The organism is Enterobacter bugandensis, assembly GCF_900324475.1.
In the GTDB taxonomy this organism is placed as follows: domain Bacteria; phylum Pseudomonadota; class Gammaproteobacteria; order Enterobacterales; family Enterobacteriaceae; genus Enterobacter; species Enterobacter bugandensis.
Genome location: NZ_LT992502.1, coordinates 3,255,122 through 3,281,274, shown reverse-complemented (window position 1 = coordinate 3,281,274; position 26,153 = coordinate 3,255,122). Strand labels below are relative to the sequence as shown.

At 59.7% G+C, this 26,153-nt stretch carries 23 protein-coding genes; 13 read left to right on the top strand and 10 right to left on the bottom strand.

Annotation, left to right across the window (positions count from 1 at the left end; genetic code table 11):
* The first annotated feature begins 19 nt into the window (after positions 1–19).
* From elaB to menE, 7 genes are all read left to right on the top strand, one after another.
* Positions 20–325, top strand: coding sequence for a stress response protein ElaB (gene elaB / locus DG357_RS15830; RefSeq protein ID WP_028013924.1), 306 nt, complete (start codon positions 20–22; stop codon positions 323–325).
* A gap of 85 nt (positions 326–410) precedes the next feature.
* The gene (gene menF, locus DG357_RS15825) at positions 411–1,706 is read left to right on the top strand and encodes an isochorismate synthase MenF (RefSeq protein ID WP_088204770.1); all 1,296 of its coding nucleotides are present in this window, start codon (positions 411–413) and stop codon (positions 1,704–1,706) included.
* Positions 1,707–1,794: 88 nt separating this feature from the next.
* Positions 1,795–3,465: a 2-succinyl-5-enolpyruvyl-6-hydroxy-3-cyclohexene-1-carboxylic-acid synthase gene (gene menD, locus DG357_RS15820; RefSeq protein WP_048960708.1), complete on the top strand. Its 1,671-nt coding sequence runs from the start codon at positions 1,795–1,797 to the stop codon at positions 3,463–3,465.
* On the top strand, positions 3,462–4,238 hold the full coding sequence (gene menH / locus DG357_RS15815) for a 2-succinyl-6-hydroxy-2,4-cyclohexadiene-1-carboxylate synthase (RefSeq protein WP_088204771.1): 777 nt from the start codon (positions 3,462–3,464) through the stop codon (positions 4,236–4,238). The genes menD and menH overlap by 4 nt, the downstream gene beginning before the upstream one ends.
* On the top strand, positions 4,235–5,092 hold the full coding sequence (menB, locus tag DG357_RS15810; RefSeq protein WP_088204772.1) for a 1,4-dihydroxy-2-naphthoyl-CoA synthase: 858 nt from the start codon (positions 4,235–4,237) through the stop codon (positions 5,090–5,092). The genes menH and menB overlap by 4 nt, the downstream gene beginning before the upstream one ends.
* A complete protein-coding gene (menC, locus tag DG357_RS15805; RefSeq protein WP_088204773.1) occupies positions 5,092–6,057 on the top strand; it encodes an o-succinylbenzoate synthase in 966 nt (321 codons plus the stop codon). Before menB ends, menC begins: the two co-directional genes overlap by 1 nt.
* Positions 6,054–7,415 carry an o-succinylbenzoate--CoA ligase gene (menE, locus tag DG357_RS15800; protein WP_088204774.1) on the top strand — a complete coding sequence of 454 codons (1,362 nt, stop codon included), beginning with the start codon at positions 6,054–6,056 and terminating at the stop codon, positions 7,413–7,415. The genes menC and menE overlap by 4 nt, the downstream gene beginning before the upstream one ends.
* On the opposite strand, the gene DG357_RS15795 is transcribed toward menE, so the two are convergent.
* From DG357_RS15795 to DG357_RS15785, 3 genes are read right to left on the bottom strand one after another with little or no spacing between them, the layout of a single operon-like run.
* The gene (locus DG357_RS15795) at positions 7,416–8,930 is read right to left on the bottom strand and encodes a tripartite tricarboxylate transporter permease (RefSeq protein ID WP_041908947.1); all 1,515 of its coding nucleotides are present in this window, start codon (positions 8,928–8,930) and stop codon (positions 7,416–7,418) included.
* Positions 8,931–8,941: 11 nt separating this feature from the next.
* Positions 8,942–9,373 (bottom strand): tripartite tricarboxylate transporter TctB family protein, encoded by a 432-nt coding sequence (locus DG357_RS15790; protein ID WP_014884622.1) that lies wholly within the window; start codon positions 9,371–9,373, stop codon positions 8,942–8,944.
* 11 nt (positions 9,374–9,384) lie between these two features.
* Positions 9,385–10,365, bottom strand: a complete 981-nt coding sequence (locus DG357_RS15785) for a Bug family tripartite tricarboxylate transporter substrate binding protein (RefSeq protein WP_047363034.1) — start codon at positions 10,363–10,365, stop codon at positions 9,385–9,387.
* A 137-nt stretch (positions 10,366–10,502) separates the two neighbouring features.
* Here DG357_RS15785 and tctD point away from each other — a divergent pair, with 137 nt between their 5' ends.
* The 4 genes from tctD (at position 10,503) to DG357_RS15765 (ending at position 14,534) form a co-directional block, all read left to right on the top strand.
* The gene (gene tctD / locus DG357_RS15780) at positions 10,503–11,177 is read left to right on the top strand and encodes a transcriptional regulator TctD (RefSeq protein WP_028013915.1); all 675 of its coding nucleotides are present in this window, start codon (positions 10,503–10,505) and stop codon (positions 11,175–11,177) included.
* A complete protein-coding gene (locus DG357_RS15775) occupies positions 11,164–12,573 on the top strand; it encodes a sensor histidine kinase (protein WP_088204775.1) in 1,410 nt (469 codons plus the stop codon). Before tctD ends, DG357_RS15775 begins: the two co-directional genes overlap by 14 nt.
* A 128-nt stretch (positions 12,574–12,701) precedes the next feature.
* Entirely contained in the window at positions 12,702–13,241 is a 540-nt protein-coding gene (locus DG357_RS15770; RefSeq protein WP_088204776.1) for a YfaZ family outer membrane protein, read from the top strand.
* 93 nt (positions 13,242–13,334) lie between these two features.
* The gene (locus tag DG357_RS15765; protein ID WP_088204777.1) at positions 13,335–14,534 is read left to right on the top strand and encodes a nicotinamide mononucleotide deamidase-related protein YfaY; all 1,200 of its coding nucleotides are present in this window, start codon (positions 13,335–13,337) and stop codon (positions 14,532–14,534) included.
* Between the two features lie 33 nt (positions 14,535–14,567).
* On the opposite strand, the gene glpC is transcribed toward DG357_RS15765, so the two are convergent.
* Genes glpC through glpA form a run of 3 tightly spaced genes read right to left on the bottom strand, consistent with a single transcriptional unit; the run spans position 14,568 to position 18,590 of the window.
* Entirely contained in the window at positions 14,568–15,758 is a 1,191-nt protein-coding gene (gene glpC / locus DG357_RS15760) for an anaerobic glycerol-3-phosphate dehydrogenase subunit GlpC (protein WP_047363036.1), read from the bottom strand.
* The gene (gene glpB, locus DG357_RS15755) at positions 15,755–16,972 is read right to left on the bottom strand and encodes a glycerol-3-phosphate dehydrogenase subunit GlpB (RefSeq protein WP_088204778.1); all 1,218 of its coding nucleotides are present in this window, start codon (positions 16,970–16,972) and stop codon (positions 15,755–15,757) included. Before glpB ends, glpC begins: the two co-directional genes overlap by 4 nt.
* Entirely contained in the window at positions 16,962–18,590 is a 1,629-nt protein-coding gene (glpA, locus tag DG357_RS15750) for an anaerobic glycerol-3-phosphate dehydrogenase subunit A (protein ID WP_088204779.1), read from the bottom strand. Before glpA ends, glpB begins: the two co-directional genes overlap by 11 nt.
* A 250-nt stretch (positions 18,591–18,840) precedes the next feature.
* Between glpA and glpT the strand changes: the two genes are divergently transcribed.
* Both glpT and glpQ read left to right on the top strand, forming a co-directional pair.
* Positions 18,841–20,193, top strand: a complete 1,353-nt coding sequence (gene glpT / locus DG357_RS15745; protein ID WP_028013908.1) for a glycerol-3-phosphate transporter — start codon at positions 18,841–18,843, stop codon at positions 20,191–20,193.
* Between the two features lie 11 nt (positions 20,194–20,204).
* Complete coding sequence (glpQ, locus tag DG357_RS15740; RefSeq protein WP_041908960.1) at positions 20,205–21,257, top strand: glycerophosphodiester phosphodiesterase; 1,053 nt, start codon at positions 20,205–20,207, stop codon at positions 21,255–21,257.
* A 23-nt stretch (positions 21,258–21,280) separates the two neighbouring features.
* Here glpQ and yfaE read toward each other — a convergent pair whose 3' ends face one another.
* The 4 genes from yfaE to ubiG all read right to left on the bottom strand — a co-directional run bounded on the left by yfaE (position 21,281) and on the right by ubiG (position 26,076).
* A complete protein-coding gene (gene yfaE, locus DG357_RS15735) occupies positions 21,281–21,535 on the bottom strand; it encodes a class I ribonucleotide reductase maintenance protein YfaE (RefSeq protein ID WP_088204780.1) in 255 nt (84 codons plus the stop codon).
* Positions 21,535–22,665 carry a class Ia ribonucleoside-diphosphate reductase subunit beta gene (gene nrdB, locus DG357_RS15730; RefSeq protein WP_041908962.1) on the bottom strand — a complete coding sequence of 377 codons (1,131 nt, stop codon included), beginning with the start codon at positions 22,663–22,665 and terminating at the stop codon, positions 21,535–21,537. The genes yfaE and nrdB overlap by 1 nt, the downstream gene beginning before the upstream one ends.
* Positions 22,666–22,714: 49 nt before the next feature.
* Positions 22,715–25,000 carry a class 1a ribonucleoside-diphosphate reductase subunit alpha gene (gene nrdA, locus DG357_RS15725; protein ID WP_028013905.1) on the bottom strand — a complete coding sequence of 762 codons (2,286 nt, stop codon included), beginning with the start codon at positions 24,998–25,000 and terminating at the stop codon, positions 22,715–22,717.
* A gap of 347 nt (positions 25,001–25,347) precedes the next feature.
* Positions 25,348–26,076 (bottom strand): bifunctional 2-polyprenyl-6-hydroxyphenol methylase/3-demethylubiquinol 3-O-methyltransferase UbiG, encoded by a 729-nt coding sequence (gene ubiG / locus DG357_RS15720; RefSeq protein ID WP_020690665.1) that lies wholly within the window; start codon positions 26,074–26,076, stop codon positions 25,348–25,350.
* Positions 26,077–26,153 lie beyond the last annotated feature (77 nt).

Sequence of the window (26,153 nt, the reverse complement as noted above, 5' to 3'; positions counted from 1 at the left end):
TACTAACATGGAGAAAAATATGTCATTTCAATCCTGGGATACCCGTATCGACGACGACCTGACCTTACTGAGCGAAACGCTGGAAGAGGTGTTACGTTCCTCGGGCGACCCTGCCGATCAGAAATATATCGAGCTGAAAGCCCGTGCCGAGCAGGCGCTCCACGACGTTAAAAACCGCGTCAGCCATGCGTCTGATACATACTACTACCGCGCCAAAAAAGCGGTTTATCGTGCCGATGATTACGTCCATGAAAAACCGTGGCAGGGCATTGGGGTGGGCGCAGCCGTAGGGCTGGTGCTGGGGCTGCTGCTGGCCCGTCGTTAAGCCGTTTAACCACTCCCTATACGTGGGTACTGATATTTCTTATGGTACCCCGTATAATATGAGGTTTTAACAGGGAGAGGTTCGCGTGAATTCGATTTTCCTCGCGCTGGAACAATTGCGTAGCCATCTTTCGCAAGCGTTACCTGCCGCATCCGGCCTGCGTCATTTCGACGTCTCTTTCCCGTTAAACGATGCCTTCGATCCCCTCGCCTGGCTGGGCGAGCAGCAGTGCTATCCCCAGTTTTACTGGCAACAGCGTAACGGCGATGAAGAGCTGGCCGCGCTGGGAGCGGTCGTCCAATTCTCCTCTCTGGCGTTAGCCTCGCAGTTTTTAAGTGCGCAACACGCCCCTGAAGATACCCGAATCTGCGGCCTGAACGCGTTTAACCCGGAGCAGGGTAGCCTCTTTTTACCGCGTCTGCTGTGGCGACGTACCGCTGGCAACGCCACGTTGCGTCTGCAGTTGTGGAGCGACAGCTCGCTTGAGGACGATGCCGACACCGCGCGGGCGTTCTTACAGCAACTGCTTCCCGCCAGACCGATCCGTCCGCTCTCCGTGCAGGTTGAGCGCGAAACCCATCACCCGGAAAAACCGCAATGGCTTAGCCTTATCGGCAAAGCGACAGAGACGATTGCACGCGGTGATTTCGAAAAGGTCGTTCTCGCCCGAGCCACCGACCTGCAGTGTAAACAGCGCGTTAACCCCGTCGCGCTGATGGCCGCCAGCCGCGCCCTGAATTTAAACTGCTATCATTTCTGCATGATATTCGACGCCAGCAACGCGTTTCTCGGCTCCACGCCCGAGCGTCTCTGGCGGCGGCGCGGCAAGCTGCTGCGCACTGAAGCGCTGGCGGGTACCGTCGCCAGCCATACTGACGATAAACAGGCGCAGCGTCTGGGCGAGTGGCTGCTGAATGACGATAAAAACCAGCGCGAAAATATGCTGGTGGTGGAAGATATCTGCCAGCGTCTTCAACACCATACGCAGACGCTGGAGGTGTTGCCGGCTCAGGTCGTCCGCCTGCGCAAAGTGCAGCACTTACGCCGCTGTATCTGGACCGAGCTCAAGCAGGCCGACGATGAGCTGTGCCTGCACGTGCTACAGCCGACGGCGGCGGTTGCCGGGCTTCCGCGACAGCCAGCGCGCGAGTTTATTCAGCACGTTGAACCCTTTAACCGCGAGTGGTACGCCGGTTCGGCCGGGTATTTATCCCCCGAACAAAGCGAATTCTGCGTGGCGCTGCGCTCGGCGCGCGTACAGGAAGACGCTCTGCGGCTTTACGCCGGAGCGGGCATTGTCAGCGGCTCTGACCCGGAGCAGGAATGGCGGGAGATCGAAAATAAAGCCGCCGGATTGCGCTCTCTGCTCCTAAGGGATTAATACTGATTCGCGCAATCCCGATTCATATCAAAATTCCAATTTTTTCTATTATTTATACTGTGTCGCATTCTTGATACCGGACAATCTCATGTCAGTAAGTTCTTTTAACCGACGCTGGGCGGCGGTGATCCTTGAAGCCCTGACGCGCCATGGCGTCAGGCACGTGTGTATTGCACCGGGTTCTCGCTCAACGCCGCTGACGCTGGCGGCGGCTGAAAACCGGGCGTTTGTTCACCACACCCACTTTGACGAGCGAGGTCTGGGACATCTCGCGCTCGGGCTGGCGAAGGTCAGCAAAGAACCCGTGGCGGTGATTGTCACTTCCGGTACCGCCGTGGCGAACCTCTATCCGGCCCTGATTGAAGCCGGGTTAACAGGTGAAAAACTGATCCTGCTGACGGCCGACCGTCCGCCTGAGCTAATCGACTGCGGCGCCAATCAGGCTATTCGCCAGCCCGGACTTTTTTCTACGCACCCTTCGCAGACGGTTTCGTTACCGCGTCCCACCCAGGATATTCCTGCAAGCTGGCTGGTCTCCACCGTCGATCACGCCATGGCGACATTGCGCAGCGGGGCGCTGCATATCAACTGCCCGTTTGCCGAGCCGCTGTACGGCGAGCTGGACGATACCGGCCTTGACTGGCAGCGGTCGCTCGGCGAATGGTGGCAGAGCGAAAAGCCGTGGCTGCGCGAGCAGACGCATCTTGAGAGCGCGAAACAGCGCGACTGGTTCTTCTGGCGGCAGAAGCGAGGTGTGGTCATCGCAGGGCGCATGAGCGCCGCCGAAGGCAGGCTGGTCGCCGAATGGGCGCAAACCCTCGGCTGGCCGCTGATTGGCGACGTGCTTTCCCAGACCGGCCAGCCGCTGCCGTGCGCCGATCTCTGGCTGGGTAACGCGAAAGCGGTTACTGAGCTTTCGCAGGCGCAGATTGTGGTCCAGATCGGCGCAAGCCTGACCGGAAAACGTCTGCTGCAGTGGCAGGCGACCTGCACGCCGGAAGAATACTGGGTGGTGGACGCGCTGGAAGGGCGGCTCGACCCGGCGCACCATCGCGGCCGTCGTCTGGTGAGCAAAATTGATAGCTGGCTGGAACTGCACCCGGCGGAAAAACGTCAGCCCTGGGCGGTGGCGATCCCTGAGCTGTCGCGTCAGGCGTGGGAAATCACCAAAGCGTGCTGTGAGACATTCAGCGAGGCCGGGCTGGCGCACCGTATTCGCCAATACCTGCCGGAACAGGGGCAGCTGTTTGTCGGCAACAGCCTGGTCGTGCGGCTGATCGATGCCTTTTCGCAGCTGCCGGCGGGCTACCCGGTGTACAGCAACCGCGGTGCCAGCGGCATCGACGGGCTGATCTCGACGGCGGCGGGGGTGCAGCGCGCCAGCGCGAAATCGACGCTGGCGATCGTGGGCGATCTCTCCGCGCTCTACGATCTCAACGCGTTGGCGCTACTGCGTCAGGCATCCGCGCCGTTTGTGCTGATTGTGGTCAACAACAACGGCGGGCAGATTTTCTCCCTGTTGCCAACGCCCCAGAGCGAGCGCGAGCGCTTCTACCTGATGCCGCAGAACGTGCAGTTTGAACACGCTGCGGCGATGTTCAGCCTGAAATACCATCGCCCGGAAAGCTGGGAACAGCTGGAAGCGGCGTTAAGCACCGCCTGGAAGCAGCCGGGCGCGACGCTGATTGAGCTGGTGGTGAACGAGGCCGACGGCGCGCAGACCCTGCAAAGCCTGCTGGCGCAGGTGAGCCAGCTGTGATCCTCTCGGGTGTGCAGCAGGCCGGAAAACCGGGCTATCCCTGGCTGGTCTTTTTGCACGGTTTTTCCGGCGACTGCCGCGAGTGGCAGACTGTCTGGAAGCCACTCGGCGAGTATTCCCGGCTCTATCTTGACCTGCCGGGCCACGGTGCGTCCGGGGATATTGCCGTGACGGGGTTCGACGAGATGAGCACGTTGCTTACCCGAACCCTGCTTAGTTACAACATACTGAACTTTTGGCTGGTGGGGTACTCCCTCGGCGGCCGCATTGCGATGTTTCATGCCTGCCAGCAGCCAAAGGGGCTGCTGGGGGTGATCGTTGAAGGTGGACATCCGGGCCTGCAGGATGAGGATGAGCGTCACGCGCGGTGGACATCCGACCGCCGCTGGGCGACGCGTTTTCGCACCGAACCGCTGGAAAAGGTCTTTACCGACTGGTATCAACAGCCGGTATTTGCTTCCCTCACTGACCACCAGCGCAAGGCGCTTATTGCCCTGCGCAGCCAGAACAACGGCGCGACGCTGGCGAAGATGCTCGAAGCAACGTCGCTGGCCGTGCAGCCCGATTTGCGTGCCGCGATTAGCGTATGCAATTTCCCTTTTGACTATATCTACGGTGAACGTGACCAGAAGTTCGCGGCCCTGGCCGCTGAACTGGACGCCGTTCGCCATGCGATTCCAAACGCCGGACACAACGCCCACCGGGAAAACCCCGACGCGGTTGCCGCGAGTCTGGCTCAGATACTGCGTCTTCGAATAAAGGACACTCTATGATCTATCCTGATGAACACATGCTTTATGCGCCGGTTGAATGGCAGGACTGCTCCGAAGGCTACACCGACATTCGTTACCACAAATCCGCCGACGGCATTGCCAAAATCACTATCAACCGTCCGCAGGTGCGTAACGCCTTCCGTCCGCTGACCGTCAAAGAGATGATTCAGGCCCTGGCGGATGCGCGCTACGACGACAGTATCGGCGTGATCGTGCTGACCGGTGAAGGCGAGAAGGCCTTCTGCTCCGGTGGCGATCAGAAGGTGCGCGGCGACTACGGCGGATACCAGGACGATACGGGCACGCACCACCTGAACGTCCTCGATTTCCAGCGCCAGATCCGCACCTGCCCGAAACCGGTGGTGGCGATGGTGGCGGGCTACTCCATCGGCGGCGGCCACGTGCTGCACATGATGTGCGACCTGACCATCGCTGCTGAAAACGCCATCTTCGGCCAGACCGGCCCGAAAGTGGGCTCCTTCGACGGCGGCTGGGGTGCCTCTTATATGGCGCGCATCGTCGGGCAGAAAAAAGCCCGCGAAATCTGGTTCCTGTGCCGCCAGTACAACGCACAGGAAGCGCTGGATATGGGCCTGGTGAATACCGTGGTGCCGCTTGCCGATCTCGAAAAAGAGACCGTGCGCTGGTGCCGCGAGATGCTGCAAAACAGCCCGATGGCGCTGCGCTGCCTGAAGGCGGCCCTGAACGCGGACTGTGACGGTCAGGCGGGTCTGCAGGAGCTGGCGGGTAACGCCACCATGCTGTTCTACATGACCGAAGAGGGTCAGGAAGGACGCAACGCGTTTAACGAAAAACGCCAGCCGGACTTCAGCAAATACAAACGGAACCCGTAATGCGTCGCGCGCAGGTTTACCGCTGGCAGATACCGATGGACGCGGGCGTGGTGCTGCGTGAACGGCGGTTAAAAACCCGTGACGGCTTCTTCGTGCATTTGCAGCAGGGCGAGCGGGAAGGCTGGGGCGAGATTTCGCCTCTGCCGGGCTTTAGCCTGGAGTCGCTGGATGAGGCGCAGTCTGCATTGCTGACGTGGGGAAAGGCGTGGCGTGAGGGCGCAAACCCGGCATTACCGGACGCGCGTTCCGCCGCCTTTGGCATCAGCTGCGCGCTGGCGGAGCTGGACGGTAGCCTGCCGGAAGAGGCTAACTATCGCGCGGCACCGCTCTGCACGGGCGACCCGGACGAGCTGTTCGCGCTGCTCGCCGCCATGCCGGGCGAGAAAGTGGCGAAAATCAAAGTCGGTCTCTACGAAGCGGTGCGTGACGGCATGGTCGCCAATCTGCTGCTGGAAGCAATCCCCGATCTGCACCTGCGTCTGGATGCCAACCGCGCGTGGACGCCGCTTAAGGCGCAGCAGTTCGCCAGGTACGTCAACCCGGCGTACCGCAGCCGCATTGCCTTCCTCGAAGAACCGTGCAAAACCCGCGATGACTCGCGCGCCTTTGCCCGCGAAACGGGGATCGCCATCGCCTGGGATGAAAGCCTGCGCGAGGACGATTTTGAATTTGTCGCCGAGCCCGGCGTCAGCGCGGTGGTGATTAAGCCGACGCTAACCGGCAGCCTGGCGAAGGTGCGCGAGCAGGTCTCGGCGGCGCACGCGCTGGGGCTGACGGCGGTGATCAGCTCGTCGATAGAGTCCAGCCTGGGGCTGACCCAGCTGGCGCGCATTGCCGCCTGGTTAACGCCGGACACGGTTCCCGGCCTCGACACGCTGAACCTGATGCAGGCTCAGCTTCTCCGCGAGTGGCCTGCCAGCACGCTGCCGTGCCTCGACGCAGAGGCGCTGGAGCCGTTGCTATGAGTTTTACCGACTGGCCCTGGCGTCACTGGCGCGCGCTTTTTGCCGATAAACCGGCCCTGCGGCTGAATGATGAAGCGCTCACCTGGCAGCAGTTGTGCGTGCGCGTCGACCGCCTTGCGGCAGGGTTTCACCAGCAGGGCGTGGCGGAGGGCGACGGCGTACTGCTGCTGGCCTATAACCACCCGCAAACGCTGCTGGCGTGGCTGGCGCTGCTTCAGTGCGGGGCACGTATTCTTCCCGTTAATCCGCAGCTGCCGCGCCCGCTGCTCGACGTGCTGATCCCGCAGATGACGCTGCGCTTTGCGCTGGTGCTGGACGGCAGCTACGACGGCCTTCATGGCCTGAGCATGTGCGAGCCAGCAGATGCGTACTGCGCTGCGTGGCAGCCGTCGCGGCTGGCCACCATGACGCTCACCTCCGGCTCCACCGGGCTGCCGAAGGCGGCGGTGCATACCTGCGCCGCCCATCTTGCCAGCGCCCGCGGCGTGCTGTCGCTGATGCCCTACGGGGATAATGACGACTGGCTGCTTTCGCTGCCGCTGTTTCACGTTTCCGGCCAGGGGATTTTATGGCGCTGGCTGCATGCCGGTGCGCGCTTAACCGTGCGCGAGAAGCAGCCGCTGGAGCAGGCGCTGCGCGGCTGCACCCACGCCTCGCTGGTGCCGACCCAGCTCTGGCGTCTCCTGAATAGCGAAAGCCACATCGCACTGAAAGCGGTGCTGCTCGGCGGGGCGGCCATTCCCGTGACGCTGACGCAAAAGGCCCGGGAACAGGGCGTTCGGACGTACTGCGGCTACGGCCTCACCGAGTTTGCCTCTACCGTCTGCGCAAAAGAGGCTGACGGCGATCCGGACGTGGGCCGTGCGCTGCCGGGCAGAGAGGTGCAGGTCGTTAACGGTGAAGTCTGGATCAAAGCGCAGAGCATGGCTTCCGGCTACTGGCGGGACGGCGCCCTGATACCGCTGACCAACGCGCAGGGCTGGTTTGCCACTCGCGATCGCGGGGAATGGCATGGCGACCGTCTGACGATTTTAGGCCGCATGGACAATCTCTTTTTCAGCGGTGGAGAGGGGATCCAGCCGGAATCGCTGGAGCGCGTTATCGCCGCGCATCCGCAGATTAACCAGGTGTTTATCGTCCCGCTGGATGACGCCGAGTTTGGACAGCGTCCGGTGGCGGTGGTGGAGTGCGAGCCGGGAACGGATATCACCCGTTTCCCGACCTGGGTACAGGGCAGGCTGGCGCGCTTTGAGCAGCCCGTTCACTGGCTGGTGCTGCCGGCTGAGCTAAAAAATGGCGGGATTAAGATCTCCCGCCAGGCGTTAAAGCAGTGGGTCAATGCCCAGCTGTCCGTATAGTTAGCCGATATCCGGCTCCGGTTTGCGCTGGCGACGACGCAGCAGGCGCAACACCGGCGGCACCACAATCACCATGACCGCGAGCGCTAACAGAACCTTCGCGACGCTGCTGTCCCACAGTATCGACACATTACCGTTGCTGATGGACAGGGCGCGGCGCAGGTTCTGCTCCAGCATCTCACCCAGCACAAAGCCCAAAATCAGCGGAGACATTGGGAAGTGCATTTTTCGCAAGATGTAGCCGAACACGCCGAGGACCACCATCAGCACCAGGTCAAACGTGGTGCTGTGCACCGCGTAAACCCCCACCGCAGAGACGGCGGCAATGGCGGGCACCAGGAACCACAGCGGAATCGTCAGCATGCGGGTGAACAGCCCAATCAGCGGGATATTCATCACCAACAGCATCACGTTGGCGATCAGCAGCGCGGCAATCAGCCCCCAGACAATATCAGGCTGCTCGGTAAACATCGCCGGGCCGGGCGTGATGTTATAGAGCGTCAGCGCGCCCATCATCACCGCCGTGGTGCCGGATCCCGGCACGCCCAGGGTCAGCATCGGGATAAACGAGCCGCAGGCCGAGGCGTTATTGGCCGCCTCAGGCGCGGCGACGCCGCGAATATCGCCTTTACCAAAGCTGTCGCTATTGCCGCTGAGCTTCTTCTCGGTCATGTAGGTGATGGCGCTGGCGATAGTGGCCCCGGCGCCCGGCAGGATGCCGACGAAGAAGCCAATCACCGACGAGCGCAGCGTGGCGCCGATGCACTGCGCGCCCTCTTTAGCGCTAAAGAGCATCCGGCCGGTTTTGCGCACCAGCGTCTGCCCGCTGCTGGTATGCTCCAGCATCAGTAAGATCTCAGAGACAGAGAACAGGCCGATCACGACGACAATGAACTGCACGCCATCGGACAGGTGAACGCTGTCGAAGGTAAAGCGATAGACCCCGGTGTTGGCATCCACGCCGACGGTGGCTAACCCTAAGCCAATCAGCGCGGATAAAAACGACTTCAGCGGATTTTGCGCCATCATGCTGCCGAGGCAGGCAATGGCGAACACCATCAGGGCAAAATATTCTGCCGGACCAAACGCCAGCGACCACTGGGCCAGCGCAGGAGCGAACAGAATAATGCCGCCAATGGCAATCAGTGAGCCAAAGAATGAACTGACCGCAGAGATGGAGAGCGCCACGCCGCCGCGTCCCTGCCGCGCCATTGGGTAGCCGTCCAGCGCGGTCATGATCGCCGCCGCATCCCCCGGCACGTTAAGCAGGATCGACGAAATGCGTCCGCCATATTCACACCCGATGTAGACCGTTGCCAGCAGGATCAGTGCCGATTCCGCAGGCAGATGCAGGGCAAACGCCAGCGGGAGTAAAATCGCCACGCCGTTGATCGGCCCAAGGCCCGGCAGCAGGCCGACAATCGTGCCCACGAAACAGCCGATCAGGGCGATCACCAGGTTTTCCGGGGTCATCGCCACGGCGAACCCCTGCGAGAGGTAAATCCAGGTATCCATAGCGTGCTCCGTTAATTAAGCCAGGCGCCGAGCGGTAACGTCACGTCCAGCAGGCGGTCAAAGGCGTACCACAGTAAAATCCCCATCACCACGCCTGAGATCCCCGCCGCGGGGAGGGTGGCGTTAAACAGCATGCCGATGACCATCGTCAGAATGGCGGTCGCCACCGGGAAGCCGAGCCACTCAAAGCCCCAGGCATACATCAGCAGGACAATCACCATCACCAGCAGACGCTGCAGAATGCGACGCGGCGGCCACTCGACGGTATCCGGGTGGCGAAGCAGCAGCGCCACCGAGCAGAGCAGCATCAGGCCGACGATGCCCATCGGGAAGGGACGGGGTCCCACGGGTTCATAGCTGTATTCGCTATGGATCTGCCAGGCGACAAACATCCCGCCAACGCAGAGCAGCAGCCATATCCCGGCAAAAATACGATCGCTCATAGCGCCTCCGGTTATTTCGCCAGGCCAAAGGCTTTCGCCTGTTCGCGGTAGTCATTCACCTGTTTTTTGACGTACTCATCCAGTGGCTTACCGGTCAGGTTGAACTCAAACAGTCCGCGCAGATCGCGCTGTTTCTTAAATTCTTCCGTCTGCTGGAGCTTGTTGAACGCGTCGACCCACCACTGGTACTCGGCGTCGGTCACTTTTGGCCCGACGAAGAAGCCGCGGATGATCGGCCAGACCAGGTTATAACCCTGTTCTTTGGCGGTCGGGACGTTCGCCAGCTGGCCCGGCAGACGGTTTTCCGAGAAGACCGCCAGCACGCGGATTTTATCCCCGCTCAGGTACGGCACCATCTCGCTGAGATCGCCGGAAACGGCCTGAACGTGGTTGCCCATCAGCGCCGTGACCGGTTCGCCGCCGCCCTCAAAGGCCACGTAGCGCATCTTGTGCGGGTCAACCTTCGCCTGCTGGGCGAGAAGGGCCGCTTTCATCCAGTCCTGGCTGCCGATAGACGCCCCTGCGCCGATCACCACGCTGTTCGGATCTTTTTCCATAGCGGTCAGCAGATCTTTCAGGGATTTCCACGGGGAATCGGCACGCACGGCAATCATTCCGTAGTCGGTGCCGACGGTCGCCAGCCAGCGCACGTCGTCCACACCGTAGCGGCCAAACTTGCCCTGCGACAGGTTCAGCAGCGAGCCGCCGGAGAAGGCCACCACCGTTCCCGCTTCCGCCGGACGTTGCGCGACAATCGCGTTATAGGCCACCGCGCCCACGCCGCCTGGCATGTAGGTGACGCGCATCGGTTTCTCAATGGCCTTCGTCTCCAGCAGGCTGACCTGAATAAGCTTGCAGGTGAGATCGAAACCGCCGCCCGGTTTGGCCGGGGCGATACATTCGGTACGGGACGGAGCGTCCTGGGCCTGAACGACAGAGGTACTTAACAGCAATACGCTTGCAGCAAGGGTAGAAAGTAATTGTTTTTTCATCGTTTATCCTCACGCCGGGGGTACGGGTCTTTTTTTCTGATTATGTGAACCACCTTGTAGCGGTTCCGTTGCGTGATTGTTAAAACAATAACCTTTCATTTCCCTTTCAACGGGACACCAACTTTACAGGATGTGACATGCGTCTCTTACTCGCAGAAGATAATCGTGAGCTGGCTCACTGGCTGGAGAAAGCGCTGGTGCAGGAAGGCTTTGCCGTGGACTGCGTCTCCGACGGACGTGCCGCCGACCATCTGCTGCAGGGTGAAAACTACGCGGTTGCTATTCTGGACATCGGCATGCCCGGTTTTGACGGTCTGGAAGTGGTCCACCGCCTCAGAAAACGAGGGCAGACGCTGCCGGTGCTGTTTCTTACCGCCCGCAGCAACGTGGCGGATCGGGTGAAGGGACTGAACGCCGGGGCAGATGACTATCTGCCAAAACCGTTTGAGCTGGAGGAGCTTGACGCGCGTTTGCGCGCCCTGTTGCGCCGAAGCGAGGGTCGAACGCAGGAGCGTCAGCGCCTTGGGGAGCTGGAGTATGACGACGAGGGCTTTTTCCTGCTGCGCGATGAACCGCTTTCCCTGACGCCGCGGGAGCTCTCCCTGCTGAAAGTGCTGATGCACCGCCGGACCCGTCCGGTTTCACGACAGCAGCTTTTCGACCAGGTGTTCAGCCTGAACGACGACGTCAGCCCTGAAAGCATCGATCTCTATATTCACCGGCTGCGTAAGAAGCTGACCGGCAGCGGCGTGCGGATAACCACCCTTCGGGGGCTTGGGTACGTGCTGGAGTGCGGCGATGAGGTGGGTTAAGCCGCAGTCGCTCTATCTGCAGCTGTTGCTTTTCCTGGGTCTACCGCTGCTGCTGCTGTGGGGATTGTCGGCCTTTAACAGCTACGTTAGCGCGCTGCAGGCGGCCACGCAGGCCTACGATCGCACGCTGTTATCCTCTGCCCGCACCATCTCCGAGCGGCTGGAGGTGCGCAACAGCAGGTTGGCGGTCGACGTGCCCTGGGTGGTGCTCGACAGCTTTGAGCTCAACATGAACGACCGGCTCTACTATAAGGTGGTAGACCCCGACGGACGGGTGATCTCCGGCTATGACGATCTGCCGAAGATGCCGCCTGCGACGTCGCGCACCACGCTCTATCCGGCGCTGGCCTGGTTTTACCACACCGAATATCGCGGCCAGGCGATTCGGGTGGCGCGCCTGCTGCAGCCCGTAAATGAAGATAATGTTTTTGGCATGGCGGAGATTTACGTCGCCGAGACGCTCCAGTCCCGCCGCTATCTCGCCAGCCAGCTGCTCTTTTCATCCTGGGTTTCACAGGGGCTGCTGGTGCTGCTGACGCTGGTGCTGACCGCATGGCTGCTGCGCCGCGTGCTGCGCCCAATGCGCCAGCTTTCGTCACTGATGGTGCGGCGCGAGCCGGGCCTGCTCGCACCGCTGCCGGAGCTGCTGCCCTGGTCCGAGACCCGGCTGCTAATAGTCGCCTTTAACCGCTATATCGACCGGCTGCGCGGCGTGCTTTCGCGTCAGGAACGCTTTAACGCGGATGCGTCGCACCAGCTGAAAACGCCGCTGGCGGTGCTTAAAACCCAGGTCTCCGTCGCCCTCGCGCGTCAGGATCCCGCCCTGTGGCAGGAGAGCCTGCGGGCAATGAATGTCACCCTGGACGACACTATCGTGCTCACCGAGCGGCTGCTGCAGCTTTCAGCGGTGAAGGGAAAAGAGCAGGGGGATCGTCATTTTACGCCTGTGGATCTGGTTCAGGTGGTGCAGAACTGCTGCTTTTCCCGGCTGGCGCAGGCGCGGAGCAAGGCGATCGATTTAGGATATGACGGTGTACAGCAGCCGGTCACGATCGAAGGCGATGACGTTCTGCTGGGCGAGCTGTGCGCCAACCTGCTGGAGAACGCGATTAAATATACGCCTGCAGGCGGGACCGTGACCGTATTCCTGCGCGTGGATGGCGGCGCCGTTGAGCTGAGCGTTGAGGACAGCGGCCCCGGCATTGAAGAGGAGCAGATCTACCAGGCGATGCAGCCTTTCCACCGTCTGGACAACGTCGGGAACGCCGCCGGTTCCGGGATCGGGCTGGCGCTGGCGGGGGATATCGCCCGGCTGCACCGCAGCCATTTGCAGCTCACTCGCAGCGAAACGCTGGGTGGCCTTTGCGTCAAAATGCGCTTTCTGCTGCTTACGTAAAAAAGCCGGGGGTTTCAAATCGTTACAATCTTCCTGTCCGCCGCACGCAGAGTGCTTGATCCCCCGCAGACTCAGGTTAAAATCTCGCGGTTTTGGGGACTTCTCTATAATTATGCAGGATCGCGATAATGAAAAAAGTGGCATTACTGGGCCTCGGCCTGATGGTTGTATCTGCGGCGGCTAACGCCATTAGCATTAATGGTTCGGCGGGTCAGGACTATACCCACCTCGGTTTTGGCATGGGTACTGACACCTCCGGTCTGGCAATGACCGGCGGCTGGACGCACAACGATGACGACGGCGACGCGGCAAGCCTCGGCCTCGGTCTGAATATTCCTCTTGGCCCATTCCTGGCCACCGTTGGCGGTAAAGGTATCTACACCAACCCAAATGACGGTGATGAAGGGTATGCGGCGGCTGTGGGCGGCGGTCTGCAGTGGAAAATTGGCGACAGCTTCGGCCTGTTTGGCGAGTACTACTACTCTCCGGATTCCCTCTCCAGCGGCATCGACAGCTATGAAGAAGCCAACGTCGGCGCGCGCTGGACCATCATGCGTCCGATTACCATCGAAGCGGGCTACCGTTATCTGAATCTGGCCGGTAAAGACGGCAACCGCGATAACGCGCTGGCTGACGGCCCGTACGTGGGCGTGAGCGCAGGCTTCTAATCGTTCCGGCGCGGCGTTCCGTCGCGCCAGTTTCTCTCATCTCCACCCCGCGTTTGCGCTATAGTGTTTTGACCAAATAAGCGGGAGAACACAATGATTAACGTGGAGATGTTATCCACCGGCGACGAAGTGCTGCACGGACAGATTATTGATACCAATGCTGCCTGGCTTGCCGATCTTTTCTTTGAGCAAGGATTACCGTTAACGCGCCGCAATACCGTGGGCGACAATCTGGAGTCACTGGTCGCTGTTCTGCGCGAGCGCAGTGAACAGTGCGACGTGCTGATTGTGAACGGCGGGCTCGGCCCCACCGGTGACGATCTCAGCGCGCTGGCCGCCGCGACCGCAAAAGGCGAAGGGCTGATGCTGCACGAGGCGTGGCTTTCGCAGATGGAGCGCTTTTTCACCGAACGTGGCCGCGTCATGGCCCCCAGCAACCGTAAACAGGCTGAAATTCCCGCCAGCGCCGAGCTGGTTGATAACCCGGTCGGTACCGCATGCGGGTTTGCCATGCAGCTGAACCGCTGCCTGATGTTCTTCACGCCGGGCGTGCCCTCCGAATTTAAGGTAATGGTCGAGCAGCAAATCCTGCCGCGCCTTCGCCAGAGTTTTACTCTGCCTGAACCTCCGCTGTGCCTGCGCCTGACCACCTTTGGCCGCTCGGAAAGCGATCTGGCCCAGAGCCTTGACCACCTTCCGCTGCCGCCGGGCGTCTCCATGGGCTATCGCTCCTCTATGCCGATCATTGAACTCAAATTAACAGGACCGGCCACGCAGAAAGAGGCGATGCTGGCCCTGTGGCCTGAGGTGCAGCGCGTGGCGGGCGAAAGCCTGATTTTTGAAGGGACGGAAGGGTTGCCAGAGCAGATTGCAAAACATCTGCAGACTCGCCAGCTCAGCGTGACCTTAAGCGAGCAGTTCACCGGTGGCCTGCTGGCGCTGCAATTGTCGCGCGTCAACGCGCCGCTGCTCGCCAGCGAAGTGGTGCCGTTTCAGCAGGAGACCCTGGCGCAAACCGCCCGCTGGGCTTCCGAAAGAAGGGTGAAGCATTTTGCCGGTCTGGCGCTGTTTGTCGGCGGGCTGGATGAGGATTACCTCAACTTCGCGCTGGCGACGCCGGAAGGCACCTGGGCGCTGCGGGTAAAAATGAGCATCACCCGCCACAGCCTGGCGGTGCGTCAGGAGGTGTGCGCCATGATGGCGCTGAATATGCTGCGCCGCTGGCTCAACGGCAAAGAGGTCGCCAGCGAGCACGGCTGGATTAACGTTGTCGAGTCGCTGTTCGTTGAGTAATGCCTGTGCCGGGGCCTTTCGCCCCGGCAACGTTCAGCCCAGCGCTTTCGCCAGCAGGGTAATCGGATGTTCGCAGCGCTTGCTGGTGGACATCTCAATCTGCCATTTACAGGTTTCGCAGTCCGTCACCACGATATCCGCGCCGCTCTCTTCAATCTGGCGGAACAGCGGGGCACCAATTGCCTGCGAGGTTTCGTAGTTTTCACGCTTAAAGCCGTAGGTGCCTGCGATGCCGCAGCAGCGCGAATCCAGCACCGTCAGCTCCAGCCCCGGAATTAACCGCAGCAGCTCCAGCGTATAGAGCGACCAGCCCATTTTCTCCATATGACACGGGGTGTGATAGACCACCTTCAGCGGCAATGTTCCCAGCGGCAACGTCTGTCCGCTGTCCAGCTTGCGCCAGAGGAAGCGCGTCGCCAGCTCGATGTGCTCGCGCAGTCCGGCGTTATCCACGTCCAGCAGGTGCGGATACTCATCGCGCAGGGTGAAGGTGCAGGTGGACGACGTCGCCAGCACCGGCATGCCTTTATCGACAATCGCTTCGCGCAGGGAGGTGACGTTGCTTTTGGCCTGCCTGCGCGCTTTATCGGTAAACCCGTTGGCAATCAGCGGCACGCCGCAGCACTTCTCTTTGCTAAGCAGCTGTACGCCGGTTCCCATGGCGTTCAGCACCTTCAGCAGGTCTTTTCCCAGCTGCGGGTGGTTGTAGTTCACATAGCAGCCGTGGAAAAAGGCTACCCGATCGTCGTACTGCGCCTGCTGCTCCGCGACGGTTTTATACCAGCGACGGAAGGTGCCGTGAGAATATTTTGGCAGGCTGCGGTGATGGTCTATTTTAAGCGTGGCATCCAGCAGCTGACGCACCGGCTTGAGTGAGGTTGCGGCATTCACCAGCGGGGCAAACGGCGTGGAGACGCTGCCCATCAGATCGGTATGGCTCAGGATCGCATCGCGCAGTGTCGGCTTTTGCGTGCTGTAGCGCGCCCGGGCGCGCTGGATGATGTCGCCGATTTTCACGTCCGACGGGCAGGCGACCTCGCAGCGCTTGCAGTTGATGCAGTATTTCAGCGCCTCGTCGTACAGCCTGCCGTCCTTCAGGCGCAGGCGCTCGCCGTCCGGCCCGGCTTGCTTTGGCCCAGGGTAGCGCGGGTTTACGCCGCTGACCGGGCAGACGGTGGTACAGACCGTGCATTTAATGCAGCTTTCGAAACGGGTATCGTTCATTGTTCAGCCTCCACGCGCTGGATAATCTGCTCGGCTACATACAGCGCCGTGACGGCGCAAACCCCGCCGCCGCATCCCTGGGGGATCGGATCGTATCCGCCCAGCAGCGAGCCGATGGCAAAAAGATTACCGACGGGCATACCGGAAAGCTGCGGATGTAGCCGGTTATCGACAATTACGCCAAACTGCTGCCAGGGCTGCGGCGTGAAGAAATCACACTGATACCAGTCCGCGCGGGAAGCGGTTTGCCGCACATCCAGCCCCATAATCGCTTCCCGGATGCCCTCCCGGCTGCTCAGCAGCCCGTTGCTGAAGAAGCTCCCGCTCGCCAGCACCGTATAGCGGGCGCGAAGCGGAATATCCTCGTGGTTGCGCGTCCAGATTTCGCTCACCGCGCCGTCGGTCAGGGTGATTTTTTTCACCTCGTCACCCGCCATCCATACGCCGCCCTGCGCAACAAACTGGCGCTGAAGCTGGGTGTGCAGACGAATGCCGGGTACGGAAGGGGGAAGCGTCGGCAGTAAACCGAGCGTGCAGGGCAGACGATCCGAGAGCCAGCGCCAGAGCCGGTTGTCGTTTAAACCAAAGCAGGCGGGCATTAACAGGGCTTCGCAGGTTTCACCGAGCGGCCTGAGCGCGTCATACAGCAGCGGCCATTTGTCCTCGTTATCCAGAAAACGGGCGATATTCACCGCGCGAAACTCGCTCGGGTTATCGCGCAGGACATCCAGCTCGGGCAGCTCTATTTCTGCCGTGTCGGCGTTGATGCCCTGGCGACAGAGCGAGGCCGCCGCGAGATGGGGTTGAAAATCCAGAAAGCCGCTAATACCCACCACCCGCACTCGTCCCGCGCTGACGGGGGCCACGGGGACTTCCTCCGGGCTGAGCCACGCGGAGCGCAGGGTGCCGAGCGGCGTGATGCGCTGGTGATTTTGCCTGGCGCTTCCCTTCAGACGCGCGCCGCAGCCCGCCAGCAGCGCTTCGGCTTCCAGCGCAAAGCGGTCAATATGCTGCGCGCCAACCAGGTGATAGGGGTGCTCCGGCGGCAGCCTGTCGCGGTACGCTTCGTCCACCAGATCCAGCGATCCCGACGAGAAGTGCAGGGCGCTCTGGCCGCGGGTGATAATGGCGCAGCGAAGCCCCTGCTTCGTGAGTTTGATGCCGCAGAGCAAGCCTGCCAGCCCGCCGCCGACGATTACGGTATCAAATTTCATCGTGTTGCTCCTTCTCCAGGCCGCAAAGCCCCTGATAGACCCAGCGGGTAAATTCGCTTTCGCGCAGGGCATCGCCCCAGGCGACAGGCTGAATGCCTTTCCAGCGCTCGTTCAGAAACGCGCTGAGCTGATCGAGCGACTGGGTGGCGGTGGTGGTATGAAAACGCTGTAGCAGCCCGGCGGCACGACAGGCGCACAGTTCGCCCTGACAGGTCCCCATTCCGACGCGGGTGCGGCGGCGGAGATCCAACAGGCTGTTGACCGTCAGGTTCTCTACCGCGTACTGCACTTCGCCTGCGGTAACGGCTTCGCACTCGCACACCAGGCTGCGGCTCAGTCGTCCTTCACCGAGCCACTGCGGCGTTCTGTCGCCGTGGCGGTAGATGGCCGAACCGCGCAGCGGCGCGGGCAGGGAGATGATTTTTTGCAGCGTTTTTTCGGTAGACTGGCGCGATCCCGGCAGCGGCTGTTCTGCGGTAACGCACGGTTCGGTATTTCCGAGCTTGCGGCAGACGGCATCGGTCGCCCACTCGGCCATCAGCCGGTAGGTCATCAGCTTGCCGCCGGTAATGGTGATAAACCCGTCCATGCCGTCGCGCTCGGCGTGATCGAGCAGCACGATGCCCCGGCTGACGTTACGTCCGCTCGGATCGTTATCGCTGGCGACAAGGGGACGCACGCCCGCGTAGGCGCGCAGAATACGCGTCTGCGCCATCACCGGCGCCAGCTTTTCCCCTTCGCGCAGCAGAATATCCACTTCTTCGGCGGTGACCCGGTTGACGTCAATGTCGCTGTAGTCAACGTGCGTTGACGTCGTACCGATGAGCGAAATGGTGTCGCCCGGCACCAGAATGTCGGCGTCAGACGGTTTGCGGCAGCGGTTGATGACGTGGTTATTGATGCGGTGGTCAAGGATCAGCAGCGAACCTTTGGCCGGGAACATGCGGATGGATAAATCGGCGTATTCCGCGATGCGCTGGCCCCAGATCCCCGCCGCGTTGACCACCACGGCGGCGTGCAGCTCGCTGTGCTCGTTATACTGCGTATCAAACACCCGCACGCCGCAGATGCGATGACCCTCGCGGATAAGCCCGGTCACTTCATGTCCGGTCAGAATGCGCGCGCCATGCTCGCGGGCGTCCAGCATGTTGGCGGCGGTCAGGCGGAACGGATCGACGGTGCCGTCAGGTACCTTCACCGCGCCGATCAGCGCCGGGTTCACCGACGGCTCCAGCCGCCGGGCCAGCGCCGGATCCATGGCCTCCGCCTGAATACCTGCTACAGTACAGGCGGTTATAAAGGTTGACTGAAAGGCGAGGTCATCTTCGGGAAGGGTAATAAAGAGGCCGTCGGTCGGCTCTATGCAGTGTCGGGCGATACGCTTGAGGATCTGGTTTTCAGCGATACATTCGCGCGCGGATTCACCGTCGGTGACCGCATACCGCGCGCCGCTGTGCAGCAGGCCGTGGTTACGTCCCGTCGCGCCGGTGGCGATATCGTGGCGCTCCAGAAGCGTGACGCTTAAGCCGCGGAGGGCGCAGTCGCGTGCGATGCCGGCGCCGGTTGCGCCACCGCCAATGATAATCACATCGCTGTAGCGTGGATCGTGAATTGTCATTGCCTTTCCTCTATGTTCGTTTTTTAGCATTTAGCCACATAGATCGTGTGGTTTGTTTGATTTCGAACATAAACGCGCGAAATTCGAAACTGAAACGTGATTTCATGCGCTTTTTTGCGCATTCTGTCATATTTCTGTAACAATCTGTGCGTTGATTCACAGTAACAAACCGCATGTTTTTTTAACATCCCCGCCTCTGTAACCGGGCGCGAGATGCCTGGTCATTTTTTGAAAGGCCACGGAGGCTGTTATGCTCAGTATCTTCAAACCTGCGCCGCATCGGGCGCGACTGCCAGAGGCAGAGATCGATCCTCTCTACCGCCGTCTGCGTTGGCAAATCTTCCTCGGGATCTTCTTCGGGTATGCGGCGTACTATCTTGTACGTAAAAACTTTGCGCTCGCCATGCCGTATCTGGTGGAACAGGGCTTCTCTCGCGGCGACCTGGGCTTCGCGCTGTCGGGGATCTCCATCGCCTACGGTTTTTCTAAATTCATCATGGGTTCCGTGTCGGACCGTTCGAATCCGCGCGTGTTCCTGCCCGCCGGTCTGATCCTCGCTGCAGCGGTCATGCTGTTCATGGGCTTTGTGCCGTGGGCGACGTCCAGCATTGCCATCATGTTCGTGCTGCTGTTCCTCTGCGGCTGGTTCCAGGGGATGGGGTGGCCGCCGTGCGGACGTACTATGGTGCACTGGTGGTCGCAGAAGGAGCGTGGCGGCATTGTGTCGGTGTGGAACTGCGCGCATAACGTCGGGGGCGGGCTTCCACCTCTGCTGTTCCTGCTGGGGATGGCCTGGTTCAACGACTGGCACGCGGCGCTCTACATGCCTGCCTTTGGTGCTATTCTGGTGGCGATTATTGCCTTCGCCCTGATGCGCGACACACCGCAGTCCTGCGGGCTGCCGCCAATCGAAGAGTACAAAAACGACTATCCGGATGACTACAGCGAGAAGCACGAAGAAGAGCTGACCGCGAAACAGATCTTCATGAAGTACGTGCTGCCGAACAAGCTGCTGTGGTACATCGCGGTGGCGAATGTGTTCGTATACCTGCTGCGCTACGGCATCCTTGACTGGTCCCCGACCTACCTGAAAGAGGTGAAGCATTTCGCGCTGGATAAATCCTCCTGGGCGTACTTCCTGTATGAATACGCCGGGATCCCGGGCACGCTGATTTGCGGCTGGATGTCGGACAAAGTGTTTAAAGGCAACCGCGGCGCAACGGGCGTGTTCTTTATGACCCTGGTGACCATCGCGACTGTCGTTTACTGGCTTAACCCGCCGGGTAACCCATCAGTAGACATGGCCTGTATGATCGTTATCGGCTTCCTGATTTACGGCCCGGTGATGCTGATCGGTCTGCACGCGCTTGAGCTGGCGCCGAAAAAAGCGGCGGGCACGGCGGCAGGCTTTACCGGTCTGTTTGGCTACCTCGGCGGTTCCGTCGCGGCGAGCGCTATCGTGGGCTACACCGTTGACTTCTTCGGCTGGGACGGCGGCTTTATGGTGATGATCGGCGGCAGCGTGCTGGCGGTTCTGCTGCTGGTTGTTGTGATGATCGGCGAGAAACGTCACCACGCGGAAGTGCTGGCGCGTCGTCAATAAGGAGCATTGCGATGAAATTAACTCCATTAACCACCGGCCTGCTGCTGGCAGGCCTTATGACAGGCTCTGCCCTGGCGGCGGATAAAATCGTTATCGCCCACCGCGGTGCCAGCGGCTATCTGCCGGAGCATACGCTGCCGGCGAAAGCGATGGCCTATGCCCAGGGCGCGGATTATCTGGAGCAGGATCTGGTGATGACGAAGGACGACCAGCTGGTCGTCCTGCATGACCACTATCTTGACCGCGTCACGGACGTGGCGGAGCGTTTCCCGGACCGCGCGCGCAAAGACGGTCGTTACTACGCCATCGACTTTACCCTGGATGAAATTCGCTCTCTGAAGTTTACCGAAGGCTTTGAGATTGAAAACGGCAAGAAGGTGCAGGTCTACCCGGGACGCTTCCCGATGGGCAAATCTGACTTCCGGATCCATACCTTCCAGGAAGAGATTGAGTTTGTTCAGGGGCTGAACCACTCCACCGGTAAAAACATCGGTATCTACCCGGAAATCAAAGCGCCGTGGTTCCACCATCAGGAAGGGAAGGACATTGCCGCGAAGACGCTGGAGGTGCTGAAACAGTACGGCTACACCAGCAAGAAGGACAAAGTTTACCTGCAGTGTTTTGACGCAGCCGAGCTGAAGCGCATCAAAACCGAGCTGGAGCCGAAGATGGGGATGGATCTCAATCTGGTGCAGCTGATTGCCTACACCGACTGGAACGAAACCCAGGAGAAACAGCCGGACGGGAAGTGGGTGAACTACAGCTACGACTGGATGTTCAAGCCGGGCGCGATGAAGCAGATTGCGCAGTACGCTGACGGCATCGGGCCGGATTATCACATGCTGGTGGCGGAAGGCTCAACGCCTGGCCACGTGAAGCTGACGGCGATGGTGAAAGAGGCGCACGCCAGCAAGATGCAGGTGCATCCGTACACGGTGCGTGCCGACCAGCTGCCGCCATATGCCACCGATGTGAATCAGCTTTACGAGGTGTTGTATAAGCAGGCGGACGTGGACGGGCTGTTTACGGATTTCCCGGATAAAGCGGTGACGTTCTTAAAATAGAAAAAGGGCCGTAAGGCCCTTTTTTACATCTCGATCTCAATATCGCCTTTTGCCCGGCAGCAGCAGGGCAAAATTTCCCCTTCACTGATAAAGGCCAGCGGTTCGGTCAGCCAGTCCACCTGGCCTGCGACCAGACGGCAGCGGCAGGAGCCGCAATAGCCTTCACGACACTGGTACTCTACCTCCACCTGATGCGCTTCAAGCGCCACCAGAAGGGAAGGGTGCTCATCCTGGCACAGCACTTGGGTGCCAGAAAGGCTCAGCGTTACGCGCGTCATCAGAGCTGGAAGTCGCTCAGGTCGTCGGTGTTGACTTCAGAATCAATCTGACCGACCAGATAAGAGCTCACTTCCACTTCCTGCGGCGCAACCTGCACGTTATCGGATACCAGCCAGGTGTTGATCCACGGAATCGGGTTAGAGCGCGTCTGGAACGGCAGGTCCAGACCAACCGCCTGCATGCGGATGTTGGTGATGTACTCCACGTACTGGCACAGAATATCTTTGTTGAGACCAATCATGGAGCCGTCGCGGAACAGGTAGTCTGCCCACTCTTTCTCCTGCTGAGCCGCCAGCACGAACAGGTCGTAGCACTCCTGCTTGCACTCTTCAGCGATTTCCGCCATCTCCGGGTCATCCGTACCGCTGCGCAGCAGGTTCAGCATGTGCTGGGTGCCGGTCAGGTGCAGGGCTTCGTCACGAGCGATCAGACGGATGATTTTGGCGTTGCCTTCCATCAGCTTGCGCTCGGCAAAGGCGAAGGAGCAGGCGAAGCTCACGTAGAAGCGGATCGCTTCCAGGGCGTTAACGCTCATCAGGCAGAGGTACAGCTGCTTTTTCAGCGCGCGCAGGTTCACGGTAACGGTTTTGCCGTTCACGCTGTGGGTGCCTTCGCCCAGCAGATGCCAGTAGCTGGTCATCTCGATCAGCTCGTCGTAGTAGTGCGCAATGCCTTCCGCGCGCTTCTGGATCTGCTCGTTAGTGACGATATCGTCAAACACCACCGCCGGATCGTTCACGATGTTGCGGATGATGTGGGTGTAAGAGCGGGAGTGGATCGTCTCAGAGAACGCCCAGGTTTCCACCCAGGTTTCCAGCTCAGGAATCGAGATCAGCGGCAACAGCGCCACGTTCGGGCTACGGCCCTGAATGGAGTCCAGCAGCGTCTGGTACTTCAGATTGCTGATGAAAATATGCTTTTCGTGATCCGGCAGCGACTGGTAATCAATACGGTCGCGGGAAACGTCAACTTCTTCCGGACGCCAGAAGAAGGAGAGTTGCTTTTCAATCAGCTTTTCGAAGATGTCATATTTTTGCTGATCGTAGCGTGCCACGTTGACCGGCTGGCCGAAGAACATTGGCTCTTTGAGCTGGTCGTTTTTCGTCTGTGAAAAGGTGGTATATGCCATGAGTGTGTCCTGTCTTACGAAATAAAGGCGGGGATATCCCCGCCCTTCATTAGATCTTACATGCGCCGCTTTCGCAGCCATCGTCCTGAATTGACGGTACCAGGTCATCCTGCGCGTCTTCTGCACCGTCACGGGTGTTGTGATAGTACAGCGTTTTCACGCCAAATTTGTAGGCGGTCAGCAGGTCTTTCAACAGCTGCTGCATCGGTACCTTGCCGGACGGGAAGCGCGTCGGGTCGTAGTTAGTATTGGCAGAGATCGACTGGTCGATAAACTTCTGCATGATACCCACCAGCTGCAGGTAGCCGTCGTTGTTTGGCATCTCCCACAGCAGCTCGTAGTTGTTGCCCAGCGTTTCGTAATCCGGCACCACCTGACGCAGCACGCCGTCTTTCGACGCTTTAATGCTGACGTGGCCGCGCGGTGGCTCAATACCGTTGGTGGCGTTGGAGATCTGCGAAGAGGTCTCGGACGGCATCAGGGCAGAGAGCGTGGAGTTACGCAGGCCGTGCGTTTTGATGGACTCGCGCAGGCCTTCCCAGTCCAGGTGCAGCGGCTCGCTGACGATCGCATCTAGGTCTTTCTTATAGGTGTCGATCGGCAGAATGCCTTTTGCATAGGTGGTTTCGTTGAACCACGGGCACGCGCCTTGCTCTTTCGCCAGCTCGTTAGAGGCTTTCATCAGGTAGTACTGAATCGCTTCGAACGTCTGGTGCGTCAGGTTGTTAGCGCTGCCGTCGGAGTAACGCTTGCCGTTTTTCGCCAGCCAGTAGGCGAAGTTGATCACGCCGATACCCAGGGTACGACGGCCCATTGCGCCGCGTTTAGCGGCCGGGATTGGGTAATCCTGGTAGTCCAGCAGGGCATCCAGCGCACGTACCGCCAGCACGGCCAGCTCTTCCAGCTCGTCCAGGCTCTTAATCGCACCCAGGTTGAACGCGGAGAGCGTACACAGGGCGATTTCGCCGTTTTCGTCGTTCACGTCTTCCAGCGGTTTGGTTGGCAGGGCGATCTCCAGGCACAGGTTAGACTGGCGCACTGGTGCAACCGCCGGATCAAACGGGCTGTGGGTGTTGCAGTGGTCAACGTTCTGGATGTAGATACGGCCGGTAGAGGCGCGCTCCTGCATCATCAGGGAGAACAGGTCTACCGCCTTCAGGCGCTGTTTACGGATGCTGTCGTCTTTTTCATATTTGGTGTACAGACGCTCGAACTCGTCCTGATCGGCGAAGAACGCGTCGTACAGGCCCGGGACGTCGGACGGGCTGAACAGGGTGATGTCTTCCCCTTTCAGCAGACGGGTGTACATCAGCTTGTTGATCTGCACGCCGTAGTCCATGTGACGCACGCGGTTGCCTTCCACGCCGCGGTTGTTTTTCAGTACCAGCAGGCTTTCCACTTCCAGGTGCCACATTGGGTAGAACAGGGTCGCTGCGCCGCCGCGCACGCCGCCCTGAGAGCAGGATTTTACCGCCGTCTGGAAGTGCTTGTAGAACGGGATACAGCCGGTGTGGAACGCTTCACCGCCGCGAATCGGGCTGCCCAGCGCGCGGATGCGACCGGCGTTGATGCCGATACCGGCACGCTGCGAGACGTATTTCACGATGGCGCTGGAGGTGGCGTTGATGGAATCCAGGCTGTCACCACACTCGATCAGTACGCAGGAGCTGAACTGACGGGTAGGAGTGCGCACGCCAGACATGATCGGCGTTGGCAGAGAAATTTTGAACGTCGATACCGCATCGTAGAAACGCTTCACGTAGTCCAGACGGGTGTCGCGCGGGTAGTTTGAGAACAGGCAGGCGGCCACCAGAATATAGAGGAACTGGGCGCTTTCGTAGATCTCACCGGTCACACGGTTCTGAACCAGGTATTTGCCTTCGAGCTGCTTCACCGCCGCGTAGGAGAAGTTCATGTCGCGCCAGTGATCGATAAACCCGTTCATCTGCTCGAACTCTTCTTCCGTATAGTCTTCCAGCAGATGCGTGTCGTATTTGCCCAGCTCAACCATTTTCACCACGTGATCGTAAAGCTTTGGCGGCTCGAACTGGCCGTAGGCTTTCTTACGCAGGTGGAAAATCGCCAGACGCGCAGCGAGGTACTGATAATCCGGTGCGTCGCGGGAGATCAGATCCGCCGCTGCTTTGATAATGGTTTCGTGGATATCAGACGTTTTGATGCCGTCGTAGAACTGAATGTGAGAACGCAGTTCAACCTGGGATATAGATACGTTATTCAGTCCTTCTGCTGCCCAGTCGAGAACTCGATGGATTTTGTCCAGATTGATACGCTCGGTAGTACCGTCGCGCTTTGTCACCAGCAGACTCTGATTCATGTGGGTTTTACCTGTCCGTGAAATAAAAAATATCCCCCGCTTATCCACAGATCCGTCTTGTGACTAACTCTGTGGATAAATACTACATATAGGGGGTTTGCGATAAGAAAAACGCTATATGGTGAGTATTCTAGTATCGAATCTTTTCAGCACAAGGGTTGATTTTGAGGTTAAATTGAGGTTGTGAAAGGGTAAAAAAGCGTAAGTCCTCGTACCGTAAGGCCTGGAAGAGATGTCAATAATTTAGAAAAAAAATTCAAAATTTGATCGAGTGCTGATTTCTTCAACGGGAGGTCAGAATTGCGCAACATGATGTCGCGCAATCATTATAAGAATAATGGATGACGTTAGTCGTTTTTGGCGGTTGTATGCAACATATAGTTAACATCCACGCCCGGGGCAAGTTTGAATTTGTCCGTTAGCGGGTTGTAGTGCAGGCCCGTGATGTGCTGCTCCTTAAGCCACGTCTGGTCAACCCAGCCCAGCAGTTCGGCAGGCTTGATAAACTTCTTCACGTCGTGCGTCCCTTTCGGCACCATGCGCAGCACATATTCTGCGCCGACCACGGCCATCAGCCAGGCTTTACCGTTGCGGTTAATTGTCGAGAAGAAGACCTGGCCGCCCGGCTTCACCAGTTTTGCACAGGCGTTTACCACGGACTGCGGATCCGGAACGTGCTCCAGCATCTCCATGCAGGTCACCACGTCGTACTGGTGGGCATGTTTTGCCGCGTGCTCTTCCACGGTTTCCTGCACATATTCCACCTGTATACCGGACTCCAGCGCATGAAGACGGGCAACCTGTAGAGGCTCGAAGCCCATGTCCAGGCCGGTGACGGTGGCCCCTTCGCGCGCCATGCTCTCCGCCAGGATGCCGCCGCCGCAGCCGACGTCGAGCACTTTCTTACCGAACAGACCGCCGGAACGCTCCGCGATATAGCCCAGACGCAGCGGGTTAATGCGATGCAGCGGTTTGAACTCACCTTCGAGATCCCACCAGCGGGACGCCACCGCTTCAAATTTGGCAATCTCTTCGTGGTCAACGTTGTGTGCCACCGGGGATTTTTCGGCATTCATGGGCGCTTTTACTCCTTATTTAGCAAGACAAATGAGTATATCAGGCAATCCCTGTGAATAAAGCGTATAGGTTTACC